Below are 20543 nucleotides of genomic sequence, written 5' to 3' on the forward strand. Positions count from 1 at the left end.
TGCCGCAGTGGCACTGATGCTGGGCGGAGGTGGACTCGTGGCGGTCAATGTGTACGCGTCGGCCACCGAGGACGGCTCGGGCGGCGCGGCGAACGCGGAGACCCGGCGAGCCGGCACGCTCGACTGCCCGGACGTCGGCACCCAGTTGACCTCCGTGCCGGAGGAGGCGCGGGCGGACGTCGACAAGGAACTTGCCGCTCTGGACCAGCAGACAGCGGTGGCCTACCAGCGGTTGACGGACCCGGCGACGGCCGCGGAGATCGAGGGCGACGCGGACGCCGAGGGCATCACGAACCCGCTGAAGGAGGAACGGGCCGCGACGATCGAGCGGATCGCCGCCGCGATCGACCGGGTCGGGGACCGCCCGCAGGGGCTCGACGCCCTCGCGCCCTGCACCCTGCGCAAGGCCGAGAACCAGGCCGGCGACGCGAACGGCGGCCAGGACCAAGGCGACGGGGCCCAGGGCGACCAGAATCAGGGCGACCAGAACCAGGGCGGCCAGGCCCAAGGTGACCAGAACCAGGGTGACCAGAACCAGGGCGGCGAACAGCAGGGCAACGGAGGTCAAGCCGGCAACGGCCCCGTCGTCGGCGACTACGCCGACATCACCACCGTCCAGCCCAACGAGCAGAACCCGCAGGTCCAGTCGAACGGCTCCAGCGGCACCTTCGCCACCAGCTGCGGAGTGAACGCGAACGGCCTGTTCAACTCGGACAACGTGATCGTCGCCCCGGGTGTCTCCAACGGCGCCCACCACTTCCACGACTACGTCGGCAACCAGTCCAACGACGCCTTCGCCAGTGACGAGGACCTGGCGAACGCCGAGACGAGCTGCGTGGACCAGAGCGACAAGTCCACGTACTACTGGCCCGTGTTGCGCCTGCAGAACGGCACCCAGGAGCGGGACGCCACGTCCCCCGGCGGCGGGATCGAGGGCAACGCGGGTGAGATCGTCACGCCCAAGGAGGTCACCCTGACGTTCGTGGGCAACCCGCGCAGCAAGGTCACGGCCATGCCGCGGCTGCTGCGCATCATCACCGGCGACGCCAAGGCGTTCGTCAACGGAACCACCAACGCCAACGCGTCCTGGAGCTGCACCGGGTTCGAGGACCGGCAGCTGAAGGACAAGTACCCGCTGTGCCCGCAGGGCAGCGACGTCGTGCGCAGTTTCACGTTCCAGAGCTGCTGGGACGGATCCAACATCGACAGCGCCAACCACCGCACCCACGTGGCGTTCGCGCAGGGCGACGGCGCCTGCCCGGAGGGCTTCAAGGCCGTCCCGCAGCTGGTGCAGCGCATCGTCTACGACGTCGACGCGCCGAGCCTGCAGGACGGCGGCCGGACGACTCCGCTGTTCGCGGTGGACTCCTTCCCCGAGCAGTTGCACAAGCCCGTCACCGACCACGGCGACTTCATCAACGTCTTCGACGAGAACCTGATGGGGCAGATGGTCGACTGCATCAACGACGGCCGCGGCTGCGGCGCCGGCACGGGCGCCGGCTCCGGCGGCGACCAGGGTTCGGGTGGCGACCAGGGCTCCGGCGGGGGCGGGGGCGGTGGCCAGGGCTCCGGCGGGGGCGGAGGCGGAGGCGGTGACCAGGGCTCCGGCTCGGGTGACGGCCCGCAGGACCAGCCGACGGCGGCACCGTCGGCCTCGGACGCCTCGGACGCCCCGGGCGGCGGTAATGGCGAGGCGGAGCCGGGCGGTTCCGGCGGCGACCAGACCGCGCAGCCCCCGGCCGACACGCCGGCCACCACGACACCGAGCGGCGGCGCCACGCCGACCGAAGCCGGCGGCAACGGGCCGAAGACCTACACCACACCCAAGTCCGCGCCGAGCGCCACCGCCGCCGTGCCCGAGACCGGCACCGGGGCCGAGGACCAGGCCCCCGGCGAGGACATCGGGGAGGCGGTCAGCTCCCAGCCCTCCCCGGCCGGTGCCGTGGTGCCGCAGCCTTCCGCGGCTGACCAGACCGCCCCGCAGGCGAGCGGGGGCAACCTCGCCGAGACCGGGACGCAGCTGTGGCCCGCCGCGGCCGGAGCGGTCCTCCTGATCTGCGGCTTCCTCCTCCTCGTACGCACCAGGCGCAGTTCCGTGTGATTCCCGGCGCCCGAGACCACCGGTCCGCCGCCCCCGGCAGCAGTCGGCACTGCCGCCAACGGGGTGACGGACCGGCGGCGTTCACCCCCTCGGGCCAGCACGGCGAGGCGCGCGAGCGGAACTGAGGGTCAGATGGAGAGCGTGCGAATATCCATCACCGCGGCGCTGAGCCGCTCACGTCTCCTCGCGGCCGGTACTCTGCTCGCCGCCGTCTCCGTCCACCTCTCCCCGCCCGCCGCCTCCGCGGCGCCCGACCCCACGCCCGTCCGCGGCTCCGCCGTCATGGGCATGGGTGTGCTGGCCCACGACGGCCAGGGCGGCCTCCCGGCCGGTACCCGCGCCACCAAGACCGAAGGCGTGGACGTGTCCAGCTACCAGGGCAACGTCGCCTGGTCGACCCTGTGGGACAGCGGGGTCCGCTGGGCCTACACCAAGGCCACGGAGGGCACCTACTACAAGAACCCCTACTTCACGCAGCAGTACAGCGGTCCCTACAACGAAGGCATGGTCCACGCGGCCTACCACTTCGCGACCCCGGACACCACGGGTGGCGCCACCCAGGCCGACTACTTCGTCGACCGCGGCGGCGGCTGGTCCAACGACGGCAAGACGCTGCCCGGGGCGCTCGACATCGAGTGGAACCCCTACGGCGACGCCTGCTACGGCAAGTCGCAGAGCGCGATGGTCACCTGGATCCGCAACTTCCTGAACCGGTACAAGGCGCGTACCGGACGGGCCGCCGTCATCTACACGGCGACCACCTGGTGGACCCAGTGCACCGGCGACTACGCCGGATTCGCGGCCAATCCGCTGTGGATCGCCCGCTACGCCTCGACCGCGGGCACGCTCCCGGCCGGCTGGACCACGTACACGATGTGGCAGTACACCTCCACCGGTCCGACCGTCGGCGACCACGACCGGTTCAACGGTTCCACCGACAAGCTGAAGACCTTCGCCCGTGGCTGAGCACAAGGCCTACGTGTTCGAGGAGGTGGTGGAGAAGCAGCGCACGGCGGAGCAGGCGCACCACCGCGTCGAGGAACTGCGCCACTCCTTCGGTCCGCCCACCGAGCACAAGTGGACCAGGCAGCAGACCGCCACCTACGAGACCGCGTGGCGGGCCTGGCGCGATCTCGACCGTGACGCCCAGGCCACGCTGGCGGAGTACGCGAAGGAGCGGGGCCGCTCGCGGCAGGAGGTGCAGGCGGACGTGGAGACGGCCGTGCGGCGGCCGGAAGAGGAGTAGCCCGGTAGGGGAGACCGGGCGCCCCTGTTGCCGTACCGGCAAGTTCGTTTGCCCCTACGTCCGCCACGGCGGAGGCTTCCCTGCGACGACCCGTCGTGTTCCGTGCAGGAGGAGCCATGACTTACATCCACCCGACGCAGGCCGCCGAGTTCTGGGAGGCGCGCTATCAGGGTGACGACCGCATCTGGAGCGGTCGTCCCAATCCTCTCCTCGTGCGCGAGGTGAGCGACCTCGAGCCCGGCACCGCGCTCGACCTGGGATGCGGTGAGGGGGCGGACGCGGTGTGGCTGGCTTCGCGCGGCTGGCGGGTCACGGGCGTCGACATCTCCTCTACGGCGCTGGAACGTGCGGCCCGGCATGCCGCGGAGGCCGGAGTCGGTGACCGCGTCCAGTGGGAGCGGCACGAGTTGGGTGTGACGTTCCCGGAGGGATCCTTCGGTCTCGTCAGCGCCCAGTTCCTGCAATCGCCGGTGCCGCTGGACCAGGACCAGGTCCTGGGGCGGGCCGCCGCCGCGGTGGCGCCGGGCGGCACGCTCCTGATCGTTCTGCACGGGGGATGGCCCTCGTGGCAGGAGGAGCCACCCTTCGACGTGGAGTTTCCCACCTCGGCGGGCCTGCTGGTGGCGCTCGCCCTGCCGGACGGGAGCTGGACCCTGGAGACCCAGGACACGGCACGCACGCCGAGTGTCTCCCCGGAGGGAGTCCAGGGGTACCGCGACGACCATGTGTGGCGACTCCGGCGGACCGGTCAGTGACCACCACCGGACAGAAAGAGATTCTGGTGAAGCAAAATTCTTGGGCGGTTTGGGACATAGCGGCCCGGTTACCCGAGGTGCACATCGAAGTCGAGCACGACTTGGAGTGATGAACGTGGCCGGAGACCAGAAGGCCAAGGGCAAGAAGGAACAGGCCAAGGGAAAAGTCAAGGAGGCTATCGGCCGCGCCGTGGGCAACGAGCGGATGGAAGCCGAGGGCCGGGCCGGTCAGTCGAAGGGCGACGCGCGTCAGGCCAAGGAGAAGGCGAAGGACACCTTCAAGCACTGAGCGGTATTCATGGATGATCATCCATGGCGCATCATCCATGGAACATGAGGAATCCCGGCGGGGTCTCCGTCCATCGGACGGGGGTCCCGCTGTTTCCGTGTAACCAGGTGACAAAGAACGCGCCGAAGAGCCGCATTCCTGTGGGCACCGCCTGAACGGACGACGGACCCGGCTCCGCCGCCCCGGATGAACACACACCAAGCCGGTGGGCCCGGGAGGAGATCCTCCTGGGCCCACGTTCATGCGAGGTACACGGCGGACCGGTCCCCTATCCCGGCTCGTGCGACACCCGGACCGGATCGAACGCGATCCGTGTGCGCATCCCGCTCTCGCCCCACACCACCTCGACCTCGGCCCCGTCGACCACCACGGGTCCGACGGCCTCGGACAGTTCGGCGGGTGCCTCCTCACCGGTCAGCAGCGCCAGGCAGACATGCACCGAGGTGCCCCCGGCCTGTCCCACCAGCCGCGGCAGCCGCGCCCAGCGCGTGTAGGCGGTGCCCTGCGGCGCACGGGCCGACTCGGCGGGACCGCTCCACCCATGCAGCCCGTACAGCGTCGAGACCAGCTCCTCCTCGGGGCCGACCGCCCACCCGGTCTGGGTGACGCGGGCGCCGGCCGGCGCCCCGACCACCCGGTGCACCCGCAGCTCGTACCGCCCGTGCGCGACCGTCACGCTCTCCACCCGCAGCCCCGGCACCATCGGCGGCCCGCCGGCGAACACGGGCCGGTGCCAGGAGGCCGCCCACCCCCAGCCGTCGCCGTGTCCCGCACCGAGGGGATGGATCCGCCGTCGGACGCTGCTCAGCCCGTCCACCTCCACGCCGAGGTGGTTGTCGGCGAGGTTCCCGGCCGCGGTCGGCCCGGTCCGGGTCGAATACGCCTGGCGTCCGTAGTGCGGGTCGTCGCCCTGAGGTGCCTCCCCCTCGTGCGGGCGCACATGGTCGCTGCCGTGGTTGTGCAGCCGTACGATCCCGTCCCGGCGTGTCGTCTGTACGAGCAGCCCCGGTGCCGGCAGGGCGAGCACCCGGTCGGCCTCCTCGACCGGCGCGGCCTCCTCGCGGGCCGTCCACAGCGGATGGCCGGCGGGCGCGAGCAGCGACACGAACGCCTTCGACGCCCAGTACGGGGACGCCGGACCCGAGTACGACTGCAGCGTCGCCTCGTGCGGGCCGAACCAGCCCAGACTCAGCAGCCCGTCGTCGGTCAGCGCGCCTCGGTCGAGGAAGTAGCGCAGGCTGCCGCTCGCCAGCCGCCGGGAGGTGCCGGGGGACAGGGGCGTGTCGCCGGTCAGGGCACCCAGGCCGACGGCGGCCGACGCGGCGAAGCGATACGTCAGAGAACGGCCGAAGTGCAGCGGTGCCCCGTCCCCGCCGAACGTCAGCGCGAAGCCCTCCAGATGGGCGCGCAGCCGCGGGCCGTAGCGGGCGGCCAGTTCCGTGTCGCCGCCGAGGTGGGCGTCGAGCGCCGGGTACAGGTGCAGGGCCCAGCCGTTGTAGTGGTCGAAGGCACGCCCGTCGCCGTCGGCGTACCAGCCCTCGCCCCGGTACCAGGTCTCCATCAGCTCCAGCGCACGCTCTCGCACCGCGGCCGTCCGGGCGTCGCCCCGGCCCACGGACTCCAGGAACCCGGCCACCGTGAAGGGGAACAGGTACCAGTTGTTCGGCGCGGGCGTGTGCCGCAGCGCCCCGCGCAGCCACTCCTCGGTCCGGTCGCGTACGCCGTCGTCGAGGTGCTTCCACAGCCAGGGCGCCGTCAGCCGCAGCCCGAGCGCGACCGACGCCGACTCGACCATGGGCTGGCCCTGGACGTGGTGATCGAGGATCAGCGGCCAGGACTCGGTGTCGTCGCGGCCGGGGGTGCGGGTGCCCGCGGCGAGGCCCTGCGCGTAGCGGTCGAGCCAGCCGTGCGGATCGTCCCCGTCCGCACCGGCCACCCGGAACGCGGCGGCGAGGAACGTCCGGGCGTACCCTTCCAGCCCGTCGGAGCGCACGCCCGACCGTGAGGGCCGCCCGGGCAGGTCCAGCAGCGCGCCGCCGGGGGTGCTCCAGCGCCACGCCGCCGTCAGCAATCCGTCGGCCACCGCTTCCCAGTGGGCCCGGGTGTAGCCGGTGTACGGGCTCGACTCGCGGTCGTCCGCAGGCAGTTCGAACGGGATGCTCATGCGAGGAAGGCCAGCCTTTCGCGTCGTACGGGGTGCAGGAACCCGTCACCGGAGGCCCATCGGGTGATCTCGGCGAGCGCGTGGTCGGCCAGCCGGCGCCACTCGTTGCCCTGGGACCCGGCCAGGTGCGGGGTGATGAGCGCGTTCTCGCAGCGCCACAACGGGTGCTCGGGCGGAAGAACTTCGGGATCGGTGACATCGAGGACGGCCCGGATGCGGCCCGTCAGGACGGCGTCGGTGAGCGCCTCCTGATCGACGACCGCACCCCGCGCGGTGTTGATCAGCGCCGCGCCGGCGGGCATGGAGTCGATCAGCGTACGGCTCACCAGTCCGCGCGTCGCGGGCAGCAGCGGGGTGTGCACGCTGACGGTGTCGCAGCGGGCGAACAGCTCCGCCAACTCCACGCGCTCGACGCCGAGTTCGGCGGCGTCCGCGTCCGAGACGTACGGGTCGTGCAGCAGCACCTCGATGTCGTGCGGGCGGAGCAGCTCGACGACGCGGCGGCCGATGAGCGACGCGGACAGGATGCCTACGGTGCGGCGGTAGTTGCCGACGGTGTGGGACGTGTCCAGCCAGTTGTCGCGCTGCCGGGACGCCTGGTAGTCGCGGGCCCGTTCCAGGACGTGCTTGCCGGTGAGCAGGATCATCGCGAGGGCGTACTCGGCCACCGGTACGGCGTTGGCGGCGGCGGCGGAGGACACCTCGATGCCGCGCTCCCAGCACGCGTCGGTGACGAACCCGCGCACGCTGCCCGCGGTGTGCACCACGGCCCGCAACCGGGGGGCGTCCCGCAGCACCCGCGCGTCCAACGGCGGGCAGCCCCAGCCGGTGACCAGCACCTCCACATCGGCCAGCACGTCACGGGCCCGCGGGGCGGTGAGGTCGTCGAGGGCCGGGAGCGGGGCGAGGGCGCAGATCTCGCGGAGGGCGTCGAGCGAGGCGGGGTCGAGGACGGCCCGGGCGGCGTCCTGGGCCATGGCCACCGCGGCCCGGGGCCGGGGCGCGGTCACTTGACGGCTCCGGCGGTCAGGCCCCCGCGCCAGAAGCGCTGGAGCAGCATGAACGCGAGAATCAGCGGCAGGACGGCGAGCAGCGAACCCATGATCACCACCGGATAGTACTCGGGCGACACGGACGCCGAACTGTTCCACTGGTACAGGCCGAGGCTCACGGGATACAGGTCCTGGTTGGACAGCATCACCATGGGCAGGAAGAAGTTGTTCCAGATCGCGGTCAGCTGGAACAGGAACACCGTCACCAGCCCGGGCCCGAGCATCCGCAGCGCCACCCGCACGTAAGCGGTCAGCTCGCCCGCGCCGTCCATGCGGGCCGCCTCCAGCACCTCGTCGGGGACATAGCCCTGGCTGAAGATCCGGCCGAGGTAGACGCCGAACGGGTTGAACAGCACGGGGATGAACACCGCCCAGAAGGTGTTGACCAGCCCGGTCTTCGAGGCCATCAGGTACAGCGGCAGCGCCAGCACGGTCTGCGGGACCATCACCGCCGCGAGGACCAGGCCGAACAGCTTCTCCTTGTGCTGGAAGCGGTACTTGTCGAAGGCGTAACCGCAGGCGACGCTCACCAGCGCGCCGATCCCGGCGCCCAGCACCGCGTAGAGCAGGCTGTTGAGGTACCAGCGCCCGTACTGGCCGTCGTCCATGGCGAACAGATCACGCAGGTTCTGCGCGAAGGAGAAGTCGTGCAGCGACAGAATATCGCTGCCGAACAGCCCGTCGCGGCTCTTCGCCGAGGCGAGCACCAGCCACAGCACGGGCAGCAGGGTGTAGAGGACGGAGATGACGACGACGGCGTTGACCGTCGTACGGCCGAGCAGTCGGGGGCGCAGCAGGGTGCTGTCGGTGGCGCTCATCGGACCTCCTGGGCGTCGGCTCGGCTGGTCCAGCGGGTGACGCCGTAGGACAGGGCGATCGTGCACAGCAGCAGGATGACCGAGGCGGCCGCCGCCAGGCTGTAGTTGTTGCGGGTGAACGCCGCGTCGTAGATGTACATGCTCGGCGAGAACCGTGAGTTGATCATCGGTGAGGACTGGCTGAGCAGCACCGGTTCGGTGAACAACTGCAGCGCCCAGATGAGGGTGAACATCGCGACCATCACGATGGAGGCGCGTACCAGTGGTGTCTTGACCTGCAAGGCCGTCCGCACCGGCCCGGCGCCGTCGACCACGGAGGCCTCGATCACCTCGCGGGGCACGGCCTGCAGCGCGGCGTAGAAGACCACCATGTTGTAGCCGAGGTTGCTCCACAGGGCGATGTTCACGATGGACGGGATCACGGTGTGCACGCCGAGGAAGTCGATCGTGATGTCGGCCTGGGAGAACAGGTCGATGATCGGGCTGATACCGGGCGTGTAGAGGTACAGCCAGATCAGGGCCGCGATGATCCCGGGCACCGCGTGCGGCAGGAACAGCGCCAACTGCGCCCAGGCGCGCAGCTTCACGACACCGGAGTCCAGCAACAGGGCCAGGGCGAGCGCGCCGACGACCATGAGCGGGATGTAGAGCAGGCAGTACAGGACGACGGTGCCGAGGCCGCCGAGGAACGTCGGGTCGGTCAGAACGGCCACGTAGCTGCGCAGGCCCACGAAGACGCTGTGTTCGGGGCCGAAGCCGAGGCCGGGCTGGTCGTCGCTGAAGAAGCTGAGGTACACGGCGGTGCCGACGGGGATCAGGAAGACGGAGACGAGCAGGGCGAAGAACGGCGTCATCAGCACGCCGCACGCGGTGAGCCGGCGGCGTTGGGCCGCCTTGCGGGCGCGGCGGTCGGAGCCCGGTGCGGCGGTCGGCCGTGCGGTGGCCGGCATCGGGGTCTGGGTGGTTGCGGTCATAAGGGAGTTCACCTGCCTTTCGGGCGGCTCAGGTGCTGTGCTGGGTGGTGGACAGGCCCAGGGCCTTGAGGTCGGGCATGGTGCCGTCCTGCGCCGCGCGCACGGAGTCGATGACGGAGCCCTGGCCGCCGCTCACGCGGGCGAAGTTGTCCTGCATGACCCGCAGCGTGGCGGTCATCCGCGGCCCCCACACCCAGCCGTCCCGGATCTTCTCGGCCTCCCGCTGATACAGGGCGTAGATGTCCTGGCCGCCGTAGTAGGAGCGGTCGAACGCCTCGCGGCCGACGGCGACGAGCGCGGAGGCGGCCGGGTACTGGCTGCTGGTGCCGCTGGAGAGGCGGGCGCGCAGGGAGTCCGGGTGGGACACCTGCCACTCGATGAACTCCATCGCGGCCTCGGGCACCCGGCTGTCCTTGGTGATGGCGAACGTGGAGCCGCCGTGCGTGCCGACGTGCGGACGCTCGGTGTCCCACTGCGGCAGGGGCGCGATCCGCCACTGGCCTTTCTGATCCGGGAACTTTTTCATCTGCGCACCGGCGTCCCAGGCGCCGCTGAGCCGGGTCAGTAGCAGCCCGTCGGCGATCTGCGCGTCGTACTGTCTGCTCTCGACGGCGTTCATGAACACGTCGTCGCGATCGATGAGTTGTTGCCAGTAAGCGGCCACGCGCCGGGTGTGCGCGTCGGCGAGGGAGACGTTCCAGGCCCCCTTGCCGGTGTCGAACCACCGTGCGCCCGCCTGCCAGGAGTAGCAGGCGAATTGGGTGCCCCCGTCCGTGGGGAAGAGCACCAGCCGCCGGCCGGACGCCTTGCGGTGTACCGTGCGGGCCTGTTCGGCGAACTCCTCCCAGGTGCTGGGGACCTGGAGGCCGAAGCGGTCGAACAGGTCGGCGCGGTAGTGCATCACCATGGGCTCGACGTCCAGCGGGACGCTGAACACCTTCCCCTGGAAGGTGGTCAACCCGAGCGCCTGCGGCAGCAGTTTGCGCCGCAGACGGTCGCTGACCAGGTCGGTGATGTCGCGGGCGACGCCGTCGATGGCGAACCCGGGGATCTGCGGATACTCGATGGTGGCGACGTCGGGGGCGTTGCCGGCCCGGGCCGCGTTGCTGAGTTTCGCGTAGCCGCCCTGGGTTCCGGAGGGTATCTGCTGGAAGTCGACCTGGATGCGGTCGTGGGTCTTGTTGAAGGCGTCGACCACCTCCTGGCTGCCGCGCAGGGCGGACCAGAAAGTGACGCGCGTGGTCTTGCCCGTGCTGCGCGACGACGAATCCGACGTTCCGCTGCAGGCGCTCACGGCTCCTGACAGTGGTACGGCGGCCGTCGCGGCGAGCACGGACCGGCGGCTGGGCCGGCCGGGCATGGTGCCTCCCGCGGCTCTGCGTGTTTTGTGGACACGACGGTTCGAGACACGGGAATCCTCAATGGGCCGACCACAAACGGTCAAGAGATCGATCAGAAGAAAATAAATCGGTCAAACGCTCGTTGCCACAGGATGACCGGAAGACGGGGTCGGACCCCGCCCCGTCAGCGCTACGGGACGACCGGATTACGCGTCGAACCCCGCACCGTCAGCGACGGCAACAACTCGGTGCGGCGCACCGCCCGGGGCCCGGAGCCGTGCCCGTCCTGCAGACGGTGCAGCAACAGCTCCGCCGCCACCCGCCCGACCTCCGCCTTCGGTGGTGCCACCGCGGTGAGCGGGATGGTGCCCAGTCTGGCGAGCACGTCGTCGTACGCCACGACCGAGCAGTCCTCCGGCACCCGGACACCGCTCTCCGCGAGCCGCTGAACGACCATCAGCGCGTCCACGTCGCTGTGCAGCACCGTCGCCGTCGCACCCAGCTCGTGCAGCAGCGTCGGCACGTCCGCCGTCTCGTGCGCCGCGTACGGCCCGTCCTTGCCGGCCCCCGGCGAACTCAGGGTCCACGCCCACTCCTCCACCAGAGGATGCTCCGCGGCGATCTGGGCGAAGGAGGCCCGCAGACTGCGCGCGGTGGGACTGTCGTCCCGTGTCGCGAACACGATCCGCCGGTGGCCGAGCCCCACCAGGTGCTCCACCGCGAGATGCGCGCCGTACCAGTGGTCCGAACACACCGAGTCGAGCGCGTGCAGCGCGCTGCCGCGACGCGGTCGCCGCTCCATCAGCACCGCCGGCACCCGCAGCGCCGCGAGCCATCCGTAGTCGGCCTCCTCGACGGCCGGGCTGCGCCATCGGGGCGCCAGCAGCAGACCCCGCGCACCGTCCGCGAGCGCCCGCTCCACCAGCGGGCGCTCCGCCCCGGCGACCTGGGGCGCGATGCGCAGCGCGATACGCAGGCCGGCTTCCTCGAGCACCGTACGCGCGCCGTGCAGGGTCTCGTACAGGTACGAGTGCCGCTCCGGCACCACGACCGCCACCATGTCCCCGTCCGGGCCCGCGGTGCCGCTGCCGGGCAGTTCCTGCGTGGGCAGGGTCGAGTGGACGACGCCGTGGCCGCGGCGGACCCTGCCCTCGCGGGCCAGCTCCTCCACGTCCCGGCGTATCGTCACCACCGACACCTGGAGCTCGGCCGCGAGATCCTGCACCCGCGCGGTGCCCCGTGACTCCACGGCGGCGATGATCCGCTGATGCCGACGATCCACCGGCTCCCGCACGAGGCCTCCCGAGCGTGTGACTGTTCGTTTGATCGATACGCGCCATCATAACGATCGCCTCGGTCATCGCACCCCCGGACCAGCCCGGGTGACGTGTCCCCTGTTCCGCCGGGCGGCTCCCTCATGTCGTCCGATACGCCGGAACCGGCGGACGCGGGACATCTTCTGTGCGACTCGCGGCAAAAGGTACTGATTCGAGGTGCTTTTCCCTGAGACCTAGGAGAGATGCATGGCCCACAGACACATCGGCGCGGCCTGCGCCGCCATGACCGCGCTCGGTGCCCTGGTGCTGACGGCACTGCCCGGGGCCGCGGCGGCCGCACCCCCCGTACCGGCGGACGGCCCTTCGGCCGCGAGAACGCTCGGGGCCGGCACCCCGTCGACCGCGATGCTGCGCGCGCTGCGACGCGATCTGGGGCTGACGAACGCTCAGGCCAGGACGCGGCTGGAGAACGAGGCCGAGGCGGGGACGCGCGCGGGCCGACTGCAGATCGCCCTGGGCAAGCGCTTCGCCGGCGCCTGGGTGAGCGGCGCGACCTCCGCCGACCTCACCGTCGCGACCACCGACGTCGCCGACGCGCCCGCCATCGTGGCCGACGGAGCGAGGGCCTCGATCGTCCGGACCGGTCTGGCGGACCTCAAAGCGGCCAAGGCGAAACTGGACTCCGCCACGACGACCACCACCGTGCCGGAAGTACCCGTCCGCTACGTCGACGTGCGCACCAACCACGTGACGCTCCAGGCCACGAGCCGGGCCGCCGCGGACGCCCTCGTCGCCGCCGCCGGAGTCGACAGCAAGCTGGTGAAAGTGAGGGTGTCGGCGGACCGGCCGCGCGCCCTGTACGACATCCGCGGCGGCGACGCCTACTACATCGAGAACACCGCCCGTTGCTCCGTCGGTTTCGCCGTCACCAAGGCGGACCAGCAGGGCTTCGCCAGCGCGGGGCACTGCGGCAAGGCGGGGGACACGACCACCGGCTTCAACATGGTGGCCCAAGGCACCTTCCAGGCCTCCGTCTTCCCCGGACACGACATGTCGTGGGTGGGCGCCAACAGCGACTGGACCGCGACGGCCGCCGTCAAGGGCGAGGGGGACCAGGACGTTCAGGTCGCCGGCTCGACGCAGGCCCTGGTCGGTGCAGCGATCTGCCGCTCCGGGTCGACCACCGGCTGGCACTGCGGCACCATCGAGCAGCACGACACCAGCGTCACCTACTCGGAAGGCACCGTCGACGGCGTGACGCGCACGACGGTGTGTGCCGAGCCGGGCGACTCGGGCGGCCCCTACCTCTCGGGCGCGCAGGCGCAGGGTGTCACCTCAGGCGGCTCCGGCGACTGCACGAGGGGTGGCACCACCTTCTACCAGCCCATCAACCCGGTGCTCAGTACCTACGGACTCGTTCTGAAGACCAACGCGGCGCAGACCGAGACCCCCGCGACCCCCGTCGATCCGACCAGTTCCTGGGTGAGCGGCCGGGTCTACGACGTCGGGGCGCAGGTCACGTACGACGGTGTCACCTATCTGTGTCTGCAGAGCCACCAGGCGCAGGGCGTGTTGCAGCCGGCCGCCACGCCCGCTCTGTGGCAGCGCCTCTGACCTGGCGCGACTGACCCGGCGCAACAGGGGACGCGACACGAGGCGACGGTGCACCGCCCCACCGGGCGGTGCACCGTCGCGGAGATGCCAGTCCCCTGACCGGCGGGGTGTCAGTACCAGCTGGTGGAGGCCAGCTCCTGGGCGTCACAGGCAAGCAGGGCCCGCGAGACGCGGCCGTTGAGGTTGTTGCCGATCTTCGTGTAGGCGTAGTTGATGCCCGCGTCGACGGTCTCGGACACCCATCCGTCGACGCGCCCCGTGCCGGAGTTCGACCGCTCCAGCACAGCGGCGCAGTTGGCCCGGGAGTTCTCGATCCGGGCGAACGACCCGCACTTGGCGGAATAGAAGTACTTCAGGGCCATCCCCTGGGCGTAGCGCGTGGCACCGACCTGCTGGAACGTGCCCGAACAGCTGGAGACGGTGGGGTACTGGCCCTCCATCGCGTACGCCCCGTAGTTGCCGCCCTGGACCGGGGCGGCGTAAGCGGAGACCTGAGTGAGCGCCAGCACCGCGGCGGCACCCCCCGTGGCCAGCAGAGTCGTGAGTGATCGGCGGCTCATGAGCCCTCTTTCCCGTGTCGGCGGTGTGCTGGACGAGCGACGTACGCCGACTGCGCGCCGGCCACCGCTCGTCCGGTGACCCTACGAGACGAAACCGCCCGCCGGTGCCTGACACATGTCAGGGTCGGACGCCCACCTCGGACGGTCGGACGAGGTGGGCGAAGACCACCAGGAAAGGGAAGGAGAGGGAAGGAGAGGGAAGGGCAAAGCGAGGGGAAGGGCAAAGCGAGGCAGAGGGGAAGGCGAGGCAGAGGGGAAAGGGAGCGCAGGCCGGGCCGCCGCCGTGCGGTGCGGCGGCGGCGGCCGCGGTTGCTATCGCGTCGGGCATGGCTCAAGCCGTGCTTGCGGCCGACCTGTTGCGGCGGGCCGCGTACAGACCGGTCGCGGCGACGCCCAGGACGGCCAGGCCGCCCGCGGTCATGCCGGGCGAGGCGAGCGCGCCGCCCCCGGTGTGCATCCCGCCGCTGGGCTTCTCGTGGTCGCCGTAGGAGCCCTTCTCGCCCTTCTCGCTCTTCTCGTGGTCATCGCCGTACGACTCCTTCTCGTACCCGTCTTTCTTGTCCTTCTCGTACCCCTCGTCCTTGTACGTCTCCGGGTCGTACTTCGGGTCCTTCGCGGCGCCCCACTCGCCGTCGCTCACCGCGGTGAGCGCGCCGCCACCTGTGTGCATCCCGCCGTGTGGCGCGTCGTGGCTGCTGTCCTTGTCGTGCTCCTTACTGTAGGAAGAGTCTTCCTTGCCGTAGGAAGATTCCTCGTGGTCCCAGTCGCTGTCGCCCGCGTAGGCGCCGGGTGTGGCGATCGCAAGGACGGCGGAGGCGGCCGCGATGGCCAGGAACGTGCGTGTGGAGCGCATCCCGAGTTCCTTCCGTCTCGGCCCGGGCAGCTGGCGTCGCGTCAGCTGGACTGACCCGGCCTCGACGTGATCCACCGTCAGTCACCCCCGGAGATCCCACCACTCAAGGCGCTCACACGGGCGAACGCGCCACTCCCGTACCCCCTCTCCACCGGTGAGTGTCGCAAGCCGGCGACCAGCCACGGCGCGGGCCCGCGGAGCAGGGATGAGTCCGGCCGACCGTCAGCCCCTGAGGACAGTAGGTACGGCCGACGGTCAGCCTTTGAGGGGAGTCCGGCCGACCGTCAGTCCTTGAGGGCCTTGCGCAGCGCGGGGTCCGACGCGCGGGCCCACACCCCCGGCAGCTCACGCTGCCGCTCGCGGGCCGACACCTGTTCCCGGCCGTACAGGAGCCCCCAGGTGAAGCTCGCCTCCCCCACCGTGCCCGCCGCACCCGCCAGACGGCGCAGCTCGTCCCGTGCCACCACACTGTCCTGGTGGTCCCCGAGGACTTTCTGGACGGCCTTGACGCGCTTCCCGAGACGCTGGGCGGGCTTGCCGAGCGAGGCACGGGCCGGCTCCGTCACGTACCGGGCCTTTTTGGCCGCCTTGCGCGCCTGATGGAGCGCCTTGTCCCGGTCCGTCCCGGGTGACAGCTCCAGAGCCGCTCGGACACGGCCGGCGAACCGGTCGTACTCCTTGAGGACCGCCTTGGCCGTCACGGCCTTCGGTTCCCTCGCGGCCTTGCGCCGCAGTGGAGGCTGTGCGACCAGGTCGGCGAGTGAGTCCAGCAGGGCCACATAGCGCGGCGACGCCAAGGCCTCCTGGGTGCGGGTGCGGGCCTCGGAGTCCTTGGTCACGTGCCACGCCTGGAGCCGGGCGGTGACCGGGCCCATGACGAGTTCCCGCGGGAGGGCCTCGACACCGGAACTGAGCCTTTTTTGAAGCACCTCGTGGTCGCGTTCCACACTCAGTTCACCGGCCAGCCATCTGAGCTCCTCGCGGACCGGGTCGGTCGCCTCGCGGTCCAGGACCGAACGGTAGGACCGCAGCACGCTCCGTAGCCGACGGCAGGCGACCCGCATCTGGTGCACCGAGTCCGGCACGTTCCGGCGCACCGCGGGATCGAGGTCCACCACGGTCCGCACCTGGTTCTCCACGTATCCGAGGAGCAGGTCGCCGGCTGAGCCTTCGACCACCCTCTCGGCACGTGCGCCCGGCAGGCGGGACGCGCTCACCGCCGTCTCCTCCAGCGCCCGGGCGAGCTTGGACGGCGCCGACAGCCGCTCGACGTCGCCCTCGCGCAGCGCCTTGTCCACGGCCCTCAGCAGCCCGGGGTCGGCGTCCTCGGCGAGTTCGACCTCCAGCTCCGTCCATGACGCGCGCGTGGCGCCGGGGAGCAGGGACTCCGCCTCGACCGCGTCGATACTCAACTCGGCCAGCGCGTTGCCGTCGGTGTCGACGAGTTCGTGCTTGTGACGCTCGGTGCGCAGACGCACGACCGGCCGCAGCTCCGCGCCCCGGGTCCGTGAGATCACCAGGTCACGCAGATCGTCCGGAATCGTGTCGGACAGCGGGACGCGCACTTCCTCCCGGCTGTCGCCCGACAGCGGCAGCTTCAGATGCCAGCCCGCGTCGGCCCCGCCCGTCCTGCGGCGCAGGGTGGCCGAGGCGCCGGTCAGACGCAGGTCCACGGTGTCGTAGTACACGGCGTCGAGGTCGTCGGTGCCTCGGTCCGCGACGGACGCGATGCCGCCCACGCCGGCGAGGTCCGGCAGCCAGGAGGTGTCGTCGGCCGTCGGGGCTTCGTACTTTCGCTCTGTCTCTCGTGTCGACTGGGCCATGTCCTCCGCGTACACGCCTCAGCGCGGATCAAACCTCGCGCGCGGGGTCGGTCCGGCGCCGTACGCGGTGGCCGAGCCCGTCGAGCCGGGCGGCGGTGCGGCGGCCGGACCAGGTGGGCTCGTGGCGCTCGGCGGGGGAGTCGCCCTGGGTCGGACCCGTCAGCGCCCGTCCTCCTCGTGTCGGGGAACGACCCCGGGCGCTCGTGGTCCGGTCGGCGCGATCCACCGGCGGCCCGCCGATGACCGGGACCCGCAGCCCTTCGCACGGTTCGGGCGGTTCGGGCGGTGTGCGGGGGCGGACTCGCGCGACACTGCCGTGACGAGGAAGGATGGGGGCGTCACCGTAGGCCGAACGATCTGTGGGAGCGGGCATGCAGCACGAGCGAGCGGGCAGGCCGGCGGGTCCGGAGGACCTCGTGGATGTGGCGCAACTGGTCACGATGTACTACGCGTTGCACCCCGATCCGGCCGAGCCGGGACAGCGCGTCGCGTTCGGGACGTCCGGACACCGCGGATCGTCACTGACGACCTCGTTCAACGAGGCCCACATCGCGGCGACCAGCCAGGCCATCTGCGAGTACCGCGCCGGACAGGGCACCGACGGTCCACTGTTCCTGGGAGCCGACACCCACGCCCTGTCGGAACCGGCGAAAGTCACCGCCCTGGAGGTGTTCGCGGCCAACGAGGTGACCGTACTCATCGACAGCGCGGACGGCTACACACCCACCCCGGCGGTCTCGCACGCCATCCTCACCCACAACCGCGGACGGACCACGGGCCTCGCGGACGGGGTCGTCGTCACCCCGTCCCACAACCCGCCCGCCGACGGAGGGTTCAAGTACAACCCGCCGAACGGCGGCCCGGCCGCCTCCCGGGCGACATCCTGGATCCAGGACCGGGCCAACGAGATCATCGCGGCCGGCCTCAAGGACGTCCGCCGCATCCCCTACACCCGGGCGCTCGCCGCCGAGGGCACGGGGCGCTACGACTTCCTCGGCACGTACGTCGCCGACCTGCCCAGCGTCCTGGACCTGGAGGCGATCCGCGCGGCGGGCGTCCGTATCGGCGCCGACCCGCTGGGCGGGGCCTCGGTCGCCTACTGGGGCCGGATCGCCGAGGAGCACGGGCTCGACCTGACCGTGGTCAACCCGCTCGCCGACCCGACCTGGCGGTTCATGACGCTGGACTGGGACGGCAAGATCCGTATGGACTGCTCGTCGCCGTACGCCATGGCCTCCCTCATCGAGCAGCGCGACCGTTTCCAGATCGCCACCGGCAACGACGCCGACGCCGACCGGCACGGCATCGTCACGCCCGACGCGGGGCTGATGAACCCCAACCACTACCTGGCCACAGCCATCTCCTACCTCTACTCCCACCGCAAGGGCTGGCCCGCCGACGCGGGCGTCGGCAAGACGCTGGTGTCGTCCGGGATGATCGACCGGGTCGCCGCCGACCTGGGGCGACGGCTGGTCGAGGTGCCGGTCGGGTTCAAATGGTTCGTGGACGGGCTGGTCGACGGATCGCTCGGGTTCGGCGGCGAGGAGTCGGCCGGCGCGTCGTTCCTGCGCCGGGACGGCTCGGTGTGGACCACCGACAAGGACGGCATCATCCTGGCGCTGCTCGCCAGCGAGATCACGGCGGTCACCGCAAAGACCCCGTCGGAGCACTACGCGGCGCTCACCTCCCGCTTCGGCGAACCCGCGTACGCCCGCATCGACGCACCGGCCACGCGCGAGGAGAAGGCCCTGCTCGGCAAGCTCTCGCCCGCCCAGGTCAGCGCGGACACCCTGGCAGGCGAGCCGGTCACCGCCGTGCTCACCGAGGCCCCCGGCAACCAGGCACCCATCGGCGGCATCAAGGTGACCACGGCCAACGCCTGGTTCGCGGCACGTCCCTCGGGCACCGAGGACGTCTACAAGATCTACGCCGAGTCGTTCCTCGGCCCCGACCACCTTGCCCAGGTGCAGGAGGAGGCCAAGGCGGTGGTCCGTACGACACTGGACGGCTGAGGCGACAGCTCGGGACGCCGCCCGGGTGTCCGGGCGGCGGGCACCACGCGGACCGGACCGTACACGGCTGCTGAGCCACACCGGTTCCTTCCCCCCGGCCACACCCCACTGGTGCCCGCACACCCCACTGGTGGCCGCACCACCGGACGGCCGCCGCCGCTCGCTGACGTTCTCCGTCACCAGCCAGATCAACCAGTTCCCTCCTGGACGCAACCGCCACCGGGGTGCCACCACGGCGGTTGCGTGCGGTCCGGGAGAAGTTCGTCTGTGCCCTGTCGAGGGTGGGAAGAGCGGACACTGAGGCCTGACCCGGCCCTGTCCGCAACGCAGTGTGATCTGGATCATAGGGACGGAGTGCATCGTGGCGGGGGAGCCACCGCCTTTCCCTAGATGTAAGGGGCTGGCCGGAACGGGGACGGTGCGGATGGAGCAGAGTCGAGCCGAGGGGTTCGACGGGTTCGTGGCGGCCCGCTGGTCGGCGTTGCTGCACCTCGCCCGTCTCCTCGTGGGAGGCGATCGGCACCGCGCCGAGGACCTGCTCCAAGAGGCTCTGGTCAAGCTCTGGTTCGTCTGGCCCAAGATCGCCGAGGAGGCGCCGGAGGCGTACCTGCGCAAGGTGCTGGCACGAGCCGCGGCGCGCTCGGCGGGACGGCGCTGGTGGGGTGAGCGCCCGGTGGAGCAACTGCCCGACCTGGCGGAGACGGAGGACGTCTCCGCCGCCGTGGTGGAGCGCTCCCGGCTGGAAGCCGCACTGGCCCAGTTGCCGCCGCGGCAACGAGCCGCGGTGGTGCTGCGTTACTACCAGGACCTGTCGGAGAAGCAGGTCGCCGAGGTGTTGGGGTGCCCTGTGGGCACGGCCCGATCCCATGCGTCACGTGGTGTGGCGCGGCTGCGTCGGATTTTGGCGGATGTCATCGAGCCGGTGGGATGAAGGGGAGGTCATGGATCACTTCGAGAGGGAGTTGTCGCGGATGATGCGCGACACCCAGGAACGCGCCCCCTTCGAGTCGCGGCACCGACAACGCCTCCGGTCCAAAGTGCGGTCCCGGCATCGGGCCCGCGTGGCACAGCGGGTCGTCGGGTGCGCCCTGGTCGTCGCCGGACTCGGCATCGGCTTCTTCCTGCTGCCCCCCGGCCCCGTCGAGAACAGGCCGCAGGCTCCCCTTCCCCGGCCCGCGATGAGCCCGGCCCCACCGACCACGACTCCGACTCAGGCGCCGGAGGCGTCCCGGTCCTCGACCGCCGCACCCCCCACCGGAACCGCCGAAGCGACCGCGACCACCGAAGGGACCGTCGGCCCGTCCGGGGCGCCGACCGTGACCGGAAGTTCGGTCACGGTGCCCTCCGGCCCGAGCGCCCCCGCGACCACCAACACCCCGCCGCCGACCCTGGACTCGAGGGCGACGCTCGGTCCGTCCGCACCGGCGACCATGCCTTCGAACGTCGACTCGTCGGCGACCGAAGGCTCGGCCGATACCGGATAGGGGGCCTCCACGCTTTCTCTGACCGACCACGACAAGCCACGACAGACACCAGGAAAGCCGTGACAGACACCGAAAAAGCCGTGACCGGAGCCTCGTAACTACTGACCCCTGACCCCTGACCGTTGGTCGCACCTTCGCCGCGCGTGATGTCGGCGTGCTCTGCGACAGAACACAGACACGG

18 protein-coding genes are annotated in these 20543 nt (G+C 71.1%); 8 read left to right on the forward strand and 10 right to left on the reverse strand.

Annotation, left to right across the window (positions count from 1 at the left end):
- Nucleotides 1-16: 16 nt before the first annotated feature.
- The 5 genes from M2271_RS01290 (at nt 17) to M2271_RS01310 (ending at nt 4391) form a co-directional block, all read left to right on the forward strand.
- Nucleotides 17-2101, forward strand: a complete 2085-nt coding sequence (locus tag M2271_RS01290) for a DUF1996 domain-containing protein (RefSeq protein WP_280885329.1) — start codon at nt 17-19, stop codon at nt 2099-2101.
- 141 nt (nt 2102-2242) lie between these two features.
- Nucleotides 2243-3067, forward strand: coding sequence for a lysozyme (locus M2271_RS01295; protein ID WP_280885156.1), 825 nt, complete (start codon nt 2243-2245; stop codon nt 3065-3067).
- Nucleotides 3060-3347, forward strand: a complete 288-nt coding sequence (locus tag M2271_RS01300) for a hypothetical protein (RefSeq protein ID WP_280885157.1) — start codon at nt 3060-3062, stop codon at nt 3345-3347. Before M2271_RS01295 ends, M2271_RS01300 begins: the two co-directional genes overlap by 8 nt.
- A 116-nt stretch (nt 3348-3463) precedes the next feature.
- Nucleotides 3464-4102 carry a class I SAM-dependent methyltransferase gene (locus M2271_RS01305; protein ID WP_280885158.1) on the forward strand — a complete coding sequence of 213 codons (639 nt, stop codon included), beginning with the start codon at nt 3464-3466 and terminating at the stop codon, nt 4100-4102.
- A 115-nt stretch (nt 4103-4217) separates the two neighbouring features.
- Nucleotides 4218-4391, forward strand: coding sequence for a CsbD family protein (locus tag M2271_RS01310; protein WP_280885159.1), 174 nt, complete (start codon nt 4218-4220; stop codon nt 4389-4391).
- A 268-nt stretch (nt 4392-4659) separates the two neighbouring features.
- On the opposite strand, the gene M2271_RS01315 is transcribed toward M2271_RS01310, so the two are convergent.
- The 6 genes from M2271_RS01315 to M2271_RS01340 all read right to left on the reverse strand — a co-directional run bounded on the left by M2271_RS01315 (nt 4660) and on the right by M2271_RS01340 (nt 12033).
- On the reverse strand, nt 4660-6555 hold the full coding sequence (locus M2271_RS01315) for a DUF2264 domain-containing protein (protein WP_280885160.1): 1896 nt from the start codon (nt 6553-6555) through the stop codon (nt 4660-4662).
- Nucleotides 6552-7532, reverse strand: a complete 981-nt coding sequence (locus tag M2271_RS01320) for a hydroxyacid dehydrogenase (protein WP_280885330.1) — start codon at nt 7530-7532, stop codon at nt 6552-6554. The genes M2271_RS01315 and M2271_RS01320 overlap by 4 nt, the downstream gene beginning before the upstream one ends.
- Nucleotides 7533-7561: 29 nt before the next feature.
- The gene (locus tag M2271_RS01325) at nt 7562-8425 is read right to left on the reverse strand and encodes a carbohydrate ABC transporter permease (protein ID WP_280885161.1); all 864 of its coding nucleotides are present in this window, start codon (nt 8423-8425) and stop codon (nt 7562-7564) included.
- Nucleotides 8422-9399 (reverse strand): sugar ABC transporter permease, encoded by a 978-nt coding sequence (locus tag M2271_RS01330; protein ID WP_280885162.1) that lies wholly within the window; start codon nt 9397-9399, stop codon nt 8422-8424. The genes M2271_RS01325 and M2271_RS01330 overlap by 4 nt, the downstream gene beginning before the upstream one ends.
- A gap of 28 nt (nt 9400-9427) precedes the next feature.
- Entirely contained in the window at nt 9428-10759 is a 1332-nt protein-coding gene (locus M2271_RS01335) for an extracellular solute-binding protein (RefSeq protein ID WP_280885163.1), read from the reverse strand.
- 170 nt (nt 10760-10929) lie between these two features.
- Entirely contained in the window at nt 10930-12033 is a 1104-nt protein-coding gene (locus M2271_RS01340; RefSeq protein ID WP_280885164.1) for a substrate-binding domain-containing protein, read from the reverse strand.
- Nucleotides 12034-12262: 229 nt separating this feature from the next.
- Here M2271_RS01340 and M2271_RS01345 point away from each other — a divergent pair, with 229 nt between their 5' ends.
- Nucleotides 12263-13630, forward strand: a complete 1368-nt coding sequence (locus M2271_RS01345; RefSeq protein WP_280885165.1) for an alpha-lytic protease prodomain-containing protein — start codon at nt 12263-12265, stop codon at nt 13628-13630.
- A 110-nt stretch (nt 13631-13740) separates the two neighbouring features.
- Here M2271_RS01345 and M2271_RS01350 read toward each other — a convergent pair whose 3' ends face one another.
- The 3 genes from M2271_RS01350 to M2271_RS01360 all read right to left on the reverse strand — a co-directional run bounded on the left by M2271_RS01350 (nt 13741) and on the right by M2271_RS01360 (nt 16866).
- Nucleotides 13741-14190, reverse strand: coding sequence for a hypothetical protein (locus M2271_RS01350; protein ID WP_280885166.1), 450 nt, complete (start codon nt 14188-14190; stop codon nt 13741-13743).
- A gap of 331 nt (nt 14191-14521) precedes the next feature.
- Nucleotides 14522-15043 (reverse strand): hypothetical protein, encoded by a 522-nt coding sequence (locus M2271_RS01355; RefSeq protein WP_280885167.1) that lies wholly within the window; start codon nt 15041-15043, stop codon nt 14522-14524.
- A 284-nt stretch (nt 15044-15327) separates the two neighbouring features.
- Complete coding sequence (locus M2271_RS01360; protein ID WP_280885168.1) at nt 15328-16866, reverse strand: CYTH and CHAD domain-containing protein; 1539 nt, start codon at nt 16864-16866, stop codon at nt 15328-15330.
- A 371-nt stretch (nt 16867-17237) separates the two neighbouring features.
- Between M2271_RS01360 and pgm the strand changes: the two genes are divergently transcribed.
- Nucleotides 17238-18878: a phosphoglucomutase (alpha-D-glucose-1,6-bisphosphate-dependent) gene (gene pgm / locus M2271_RS01365; RefSeq protein WP_280885169.1), complete on the forward strand. Its 1641-nt coding sequence runs from the start codon at nt 17238-17240 to the stop codon at nt 18876-18878.
- Between the two features lie 424 nt (nt 18879-19302).
- Nucleotides 19303-19809, forward strand: a complete 507-nt coding sequence (locus M2271_RS01370; RefSeq protein ID WP_280885170.1) for a SigE family RNA polymerase sigma factor — start codon at nt 19303-19305, stop codon at nt 19807-19809.
- A 279-nt stretch (nt 19810-20088) separates the two neighbouring features.
- Here M2271_RS01370 and M2271_RS01375 read toward each other — a convergent pair whose 3' ends face one another.
- Complete coding sequence (locus M2271_RS01375; protein WP_280885171.1) at nt 20089-20373, reverse strand: hypothetical protein; 285 nt, start codon at nt 20371-20373, stop codon at nt 20089-20091.
- Nucleotides 20374-20543 lie beyond the last annotated feature (170 nt).

Source organism: Streptomyces sp. LBL (genome assembly GCF_029893585.1).
In the GTDB taxonomy this organism is placed as follows: Bacteria; Actinomycetota; Actinomycetes; order Streptomycetales; family Streptomycetaceae; genus Streptomyces.

Bases quoted from the DNA above. Each gene is read 5' to 3' on its own strand.
- M2271_RS01290 (WP_280885329.1), top strand. From the start codon at position 17: ATGCTGGGCGGAGGTGGACTCGTGGCGGTCAATGTGTACGCGTCGGCC.
- M2271_RS01305 (WP_280885158.1), top strand. From the start codon at position 3,464: ATGACTTACATCCACCCGACGCAGGCCGCCGAGTTCTGGGAGGCGCGC.
- M2271_RS01315 (WP_280885160.1), bottom strand. From the start codon at position 6,555: ATGAGCATCCCGTTCGAACTGCCTGCGGACGACCGCGAGTCGAGCCCG.
- M2271_RS01320 (WP_280885330.1), bottom strand. From the start codon at position 7,532: ATGGCCCAGGACGCCGCCCGGGCCGTCCTCGACCCCGCCTCGCTCGAC.
- M2271_RS01325 (WP_280885161.1), bottom strand. From the start codon at position 8,425: ATGAGCGCCACCGACAGCACCCTGCTGCGCCCCCGACTGCTCGGCCGT.
- M2271_RS01330 (WP_280885162.1), bottom strand. From the start codon at position 9,399: ATGACCGCAACCACCCAGACCCCGATGCCGGCCACCGCACGGCCGACC.
- M2271_RS01335 (WP_280885163.1), bottom strand. From the start codon at position 10,759: ATGCCCGGCCGGCCCAGCCGCCGGTCCGTGCTCGCCGCGACGGCCGCC.
- M2271_RS01345 (WP_280885165.1), top strand. From the start codon at position 12,263: ATGGCCCACAGACACATCGGCGCGGCCTGCGCCGCCATGACCGCGCTC.
- M2271_RS01350 (WP_280885166.1), bottom strand. From the start codon at position 14,190: ATGAGCCGCCGATCACTCACGACTCTGCTGGCCACGGGGGGTGCCGCC.
- M2271_RS01355 (WP_280885167.1), bottom strand. From the start codon at position 15,043: ATGCGCTCCACACGCACGTTCCTGGCCATCGCGGCCGCCTCCGCCGTC.
- M2271_RS01360 (WP_280885168.1), bottom strand. From the start codon at position 16,866: ATGGCCCAGTCGACACGAGAGACAGAGCGAAAGTACGAAGCCCCGACG.
- pgm (WP_280885169.1), top strand. From the start codon at position 17,238: ATGCAGCACGAGCGAGCGGGCAGGCCGGCGGGTCCGGAGGACCTCGTG.
- M2271_RS01370 (WP_280885170.1), top strand. From the start codon at position 19,303: ATGGAGCAGAGTCGAGCCGAGGGGTTCGACGGGTTCGTGGCGGCCCGC.